Source organism: Arthrobacter sp. Hiyo1 (genome assembly GCF_001263615.2).
Classification (GTDB): Bacteria; Actinomycetota; Actinomycetes; order Actinomycetales; family Micrococcaceae; genus Arthrobacter.
Genome location: NZ_DF952470.1, coordinates 593,270 through 598,418, shown reverse-complemented (window position 1 = coordinate 598,418; position 5,149 = coordinate 593,270). Strand labels below are relative to the sequence as shown.

Below are 5,149 nucleotides of genomic sequence, written 5' to 3'. Positions count from 1 at the left end.
ACACCCTGGCCCACCTCGGCCCCGCCGTCTCGGCCGACCGCATGCTCCAGGACTACGTCAACACCCTCTACCGCCCCGCGGCCGAGTCGGGACGGCGCGCCGTGGCCGGCTCGTTCAAGGAAGCGAAGGAACTCGCGGCCTGGACCACCAAGGTCCGCACCGCCTGGCCACAGCTGATCGTGGAACACGTCGATTCCATCGGCGTCTCCGAGGAGCCCCAGATCGGCGACACCCTCCAGGTCAACGCCTACATCGCCCTCCATACGCTGACACCGGACGATGTGAGCGTCGAGGTGGCCTATGGGCGGGCCGAAGAAAGCGATGAGCTGGAGGACATCACCGTGGCCGAACTGAGCTCGTTCGAGGACCTTGGCAACGGGCGCCACCTGTTCACCGGGTCCATCCTGATCAACCGCTCCGGGTCCTTCGGCTACACCGTCCGGGTCTTCCCGAAACACCCCTCCCTGGCCTCCAAGGCCGAACTGGGCTGATCGTCAACGCGTAGCGGCTAACCGGGCGGGCCCTGCCCGCCCGGTCGCGCTACTGCTGGAAGATCGCTATGACAGCGAGGTCCCGCCCGGAGTAGAACTCGGCGTCCTGGAGGATTTCGCAGACCAACCCGAAGGACCGGTCCGTTCGGTAGACGGCAGGCACCTGCCAAATCAGGGTGACGGGTGGTTGCTCGTCCTCGGACACACTGTCTGCGAAATCGTGGAGTGAATCGTTGAGCGCATCCAGGTCCACGCCGTCGTACTCGGGGAAATCGAGCACCTGGCCGAACACTTCCAGGACGGCCTCCTTGTTTGCGGCCGGCGGCACCATCACGGTCCGGCGGCCGGCGTCGGACACTTGTTCCTGTAGTTCTTCGAGTGTCCACGTGTCTGCGGAATAGATTTTCATGGTTCCTAGGTGCGGTAGACGTTGATGGTGTTGCCTTGGACGACTTCCCGTTCGCCTGCCGCGACCAGCGCGCCCTGCCTGCGGTCATTGAGCTCGGACGTCGTCAGTCTTAGTTCGAACATCCGGCTGCCGGCACCGGATTCGGCGACCAGTTTGGGCAGGACGACCTTCTGATCGTCTTTGTTCCCGTTGATCACGAGCAAGCCGCGGTAGGCGCCGCCCTCCGAGCTCACCAGGAGTTGCACAACCCGCAGGGAAGGATCGTGCCAACGGGCCGCCGTCATGGGCTGGCCTTCCTCATCAAACCAGTCCAGGCCCGTCCCCTTGTCCGGGAAGCCCGCGTCCTGGGCCTGCATGAACTCCTTGCGGAGCCGGATCACCCGTTTGGTGCTCCGCAGCATGTCGTGCGATTCGGGTGTCTGGGTCCAGTCGATCCACGTCAGGGGGTTGTCCTGGCAATAGGCGTTGTTGTTTCCCTGCTGTGTGCGCCCAAGCTCGTCGCCGGCGGTGATCATGGGCACGCCGATGGAGATCATCAACGTAGTCATGAGGTTCCGTTTCGAAAGGGCACGGGCCGCGAGTATCCTCTCGTTCTCCGTTCGTCCTTCGAATCCGTGGTTGTAGCTGCGGTTGTCGCTGTGGCCATCGCGGTTTTGTTCGCCGTTGGCCTCGTTGTGCTTGCGGTCGTAGGACACCAAGTCGGCAAGCGTGAAACCGTCGTGGGCGGTGATGAAGTTGAGGGAGGCGAGCCTTGAGCGCCCAGAGGGTTCAAAGACCCGGGCTGAGCCAGTCAAGGCGTCCGCCAAGACCCCACGTTTCCCCCGGACATCCCGGCGTCGGCAGCGCCCCGGTCAGAGAGCCAGAAGCGGCGCACTCCGTCGCGGAAGTGATCGTTCCAGTCCACCCATCCCTTGGGGAACCGCCCTGTCTGCCAGCCACCGTAGCCCACATCCCACGGCTCGGAAATGAGCTTGGTCTTGGAGATCACCGGGTCCTCCGCGATGCGCTTCAGGAAAGGATGTTCAGGATCGAACTCGTTGCCTGCATTGCGGCACAGGGTCACGGCAAGGTCGAAACGGAAGCCATCGATGTGGAATTCTTCCGCCCAATAGCGCAGCGATTCAATGGCCAGATCCACTACCCTCGGTTCCGCAAAATTGAGGGTGTTGCCGCAGCCCGTCGTGTCGAGGTAGCGGCCGTGGGCATCGTGGCGGTAATACCGCTGCTCGCCGAGGCCCCTGAAACTGAGGGTGTCGCCGTCGGGGCCGCCTTCCGCCGTGTGGTTGTAGACGACGTCGAGGATCACTTCGATCCCGGCGGCATGCAGGAGCTTCACCATGCCTTTGAATTCATCCTGGACGGCGTGGGGCCCGGCCTGCTGGGCTGCCTGCGTGGCGTAGTCCGAGTGGGGCGCAAAGAAGGCTGCTGTGTTGTAGCCCCAATAATTGGTGAGGCCCAAGTACTGCAGGTGCTGCTCGTCGATGTGGAAGTGGATGGGAAGCAATTGGACAGCCGTGACTCCCAATGAGTGGAAGTGCTCGATCATGGCGGGGTGGGCCATGCCCGCGTAGGTGCCGCGGAGGTGCTCGGGGATATCCGGATGCAGCATGCTTTGGCCGCGGACGTGTGCCTCGTAGACAATAGTCTCCCGCCACGGCGTGCGCAGCGGACGGTCGTCGCCCCAATCGAAAGCCGAGTCCATCCGTACGGAGGTCAGCAGTTCTCCGCGCTGGTGCACCGCCCGACCGTAGGGATCCAGCAAGAGCTGCTCGGCGTCGTCGGCGTCAAAGTCCGGAGCAGGCACAGATAGTGGAAGTGTGTCCTCGTGGACTGCTGCCCGGAAGCCGTACCGGGTGCCGAGCGGAAGCCCGTCCACGATCCCGTGGTGCACGCCGTCCTCGAGTTTGGGCAGCGTGTGGACTTTCCAGGAGTCGCCCGGGGCCTTGTAGGCGATTTCGACTCGAGTGAGTCCGGGGGCCCATACAGCGACGTTGACCCGGTCCGGCGAGGAGGTGTCGCGGTCGGATTTCCCGGGCAGCGGAACACTGAGCCCGAGCGGCGACGGCCGCGAGGCGTCCACTGTAGATGCTGTGTCAAAAATCGGCATAACCATTAGTTGAGAGTTTAGTCTCCAGCGCCAATTCTCCCTTGCCCACGGCCCATATGACAGTGCCCGCATCCTCCGGTCGGACCCAAACCGACGGCCCCCGGGAGCGCAAACAAGCTGCTCACCTGCTGAAACGTCATCTCCCCCGGCCCGTTGCGCTTTTCGTGAAATCGGTCGTTGGAGCGGATTGTGTCGGTTGCGCGGAAGACGCCCGCGCGCACGCGGATGAGTTCGTATCCTCGGCGCGGTCGTTGCATACTTTGGCTATACACCAATGTGGAGGTAATCGTGCGAATCGCTCTTGCTCAACTCATCAGCGGCCGCGAGCTGGCAGACAACCTGGTCCTGTTGGAAGACTACGCGCGCCGGGCCAAGGAGGGCGGCGCCGAGCTCGTGGTGTTCCCGGAAGCGACCATGCGGGCGTTCGGAAATTCCCTGCTCGACATCGCCGAGCCCCTGGACGGGCCATGGGCCAGCCGAGTGCGGAAGATCGCCCAGGATCTTGGGATCGTGATCGTGGCCGGAATGTTCACCCCTGGAGTGGCCTCCGACGGCAGCAGCAACGGCAAGGTCCGGAACACCCTGCTCGCCACCGGGCCCGGAGTGGACACCAGCTATGACAAGATCCACCTTTTCGACGCGTTCGGCTTTGCGGAATCCGACACCGTCGACGCCGGCACCGATCCGGCGACGTTCGACGCCGGTGGCCTCACCTTTGGCCTGGCCACGTGCTACGACATCCGATTCCCGGCGCTCTTCACGGCCAATGCCGAGCGCGGAGCCGATGTGAATATCGTGTCCGCTTCTTGGGGAGCCGGACCGGGGAAGGCGGAGCAGTGGAAGCTGCTCGCGCGGGCCCGGGCTCTCGACACCACGACCTTCGTCCTTGCGTGCGGTCAGGGCGATCCAGTGACCCAGGGCCGTGAACCCAAAGGTGCGGCACCCACCGGAGTGGGGCACTCCGTCGTCGTGTCCCCCTTGGGAAACGTGTTGGAAGAGCTCGACGCCGAACCCGGCCTCTTGTTCGCGGAACTGGACGCCGCCGTCGTCGAGGACGCGCGGGTCAAACTCCCGGTCCTGGCGAACCGCCGCGACTTCTGAAGGTAACGGCAACGCTGGCTCACATCTGGCGTCAAAAACAAGGACGCTCGCTCACATCTGGGGATAAATAGACGGACGCCCGCTCACATCTGGCGGTAAATAGACGGACGCCCGCTCACATCTGGCGGTAAATAGACGGACGCCCGCTCACCTAAGTGAGCGGGCGTCCGTCGGAAACACCACATAAGTGAGCGAGCGTCGGTATTTGGCCGGCGGCTGGGCCGCCACCCAATCGGCTACTTGGCCGCGCGCTGCCTTGAGACTTCGTACAGGGAGATGCCCACTGCCATAGAGGCGTTGAGCGATTCCATGGCGGAGTCGATCGGGATGGAGATGATCTGGTCGCAGTTTTCACGGACCAGGCGGCTGAGGCCCTTGCCCTCGGAACCCACAACAATGCACACGGGATCGGTGGCCAAGGAGAGATCCGGCAGCGAGACATCGCCGTCGCCGTCCAGGCCCAACACGAAGATACCCATCTGCTTGAACTGCTTGAGGGCGTTGTTCAGGTTGGATGCCCGGGCCACGGGAACGCGGACCGCCGCGCCTGCGCTGGTCTTCCAAGCCGAAGCGGTGACACCGACGGAGCGGCGCTCGGGGACAATCACGCCGTGGCCGCTGAAGGCGGAAACGGAGCGGATGATGGCGCCCAGGTTGCGGGGGTCGGTGATGCCGTCGAGCGCAACGAAGAGGGGCGCGTTGGGGATGTACCCCTTCTTCCATTTGGCGACCGTCTCTTCGGCGAGGTCGTAGGCGTCCTGGTATTCGTACGGCGGGATCTGCAGCACGAGGCCCTGGTGGACAGCGTCTTCGGTCATGCGGTCAAGCTCGGGCTTACCGGTTTCCAGCAGCGGGATGCCGCGTTCGGCAGCGAGTTTGAGGGATTCCTTGACGCGGTCGTCCATCTCGATCCGGATGGCAACGTGCAGTGCCTTCGCGGGGATTCCGGCGCGAAGTGCCTCCACCACGGAATTGCGTCCGGTGACCACTTCCTCGGTAGCGCGGCCCTTGGGGCCCGAGCGGGCGCCCGGGTTGGAGCGG

General features: G+C 64.0%; 3 protein-coding genes and 2 pseudogenes. 2 read left to right on the top strand and 3 right to left on the bottom strand.

All coding sequences use genetic code 11. The features are described 5' to 3' along the window. Positions 1–491 (top strand): annotated as a pseudogene (locus AHiyo1_RS11635) (DUF3417 domain-containing protein); the annotation flags it as partial. 49 nt (positions 492–540) lie between these two features. Here AHiyo1_RS11635 and AHiyo1_RS11630 read toward each other — a convergent pair. Together AHiyo1_RS11630 and glgX are read right to left on the bottom strand one after the other, a co-directional pair. After that, positions 541–900, bottom strand: a complete 360-nt coding sequence (locus tag AHiyo1_RS11630; protein WP_059388670.1) for a barstar family protein — start codon at positions 898–900, stop codon at positions 541–543. Positions 901–905: 5 nt separating this feature from the next. Beyond that, positions 906–3,013, bottom strand: a pseudogene (gene glgX, locus AHiyo1_RS11625) (glycogen debranching protein GlgX). A 282-nt stretch (positions 3,014–3,295) separates the two neighbouring features. On the opposite strand from glgX, the gene AHiyo1_RS11620 reads away from it, so the two are divergent. After that, a complete protein-coding gene (locus AHiyo1_RS11620; protein WP_059388669.1) occupies positions 3,296–4,108 on the top strand; it encodes a carbon-nitrogen hydrolase family protein in 813 nt (270 codons plus the stop codon). A gap of 236 nt (positions 4,109–4,344) precedes the next feature. Here the strand turns inward: AHiyo1_RS11620 and rlmB are convergent. After that, the coding region (rlmB, locus tag AHiyo1_RS11615) for a 23S rRNA (guanosine(2251)-2'-O)-methyltransferase RlmB (RefSeq protein WP_059388668.1) at positions 4,345–5,149 on the bottom strand (805 nt) is incomplete at its 5' end.

Coding starts and splice junctions, on each gene's coding strand:
- AHiyo1_RS11630 (WP_059388670.1), bottom strand. CDS start 900: ATGAAAATCTATTCCGCAGACACGTGGACACTCGAAGAACTACAGGAA.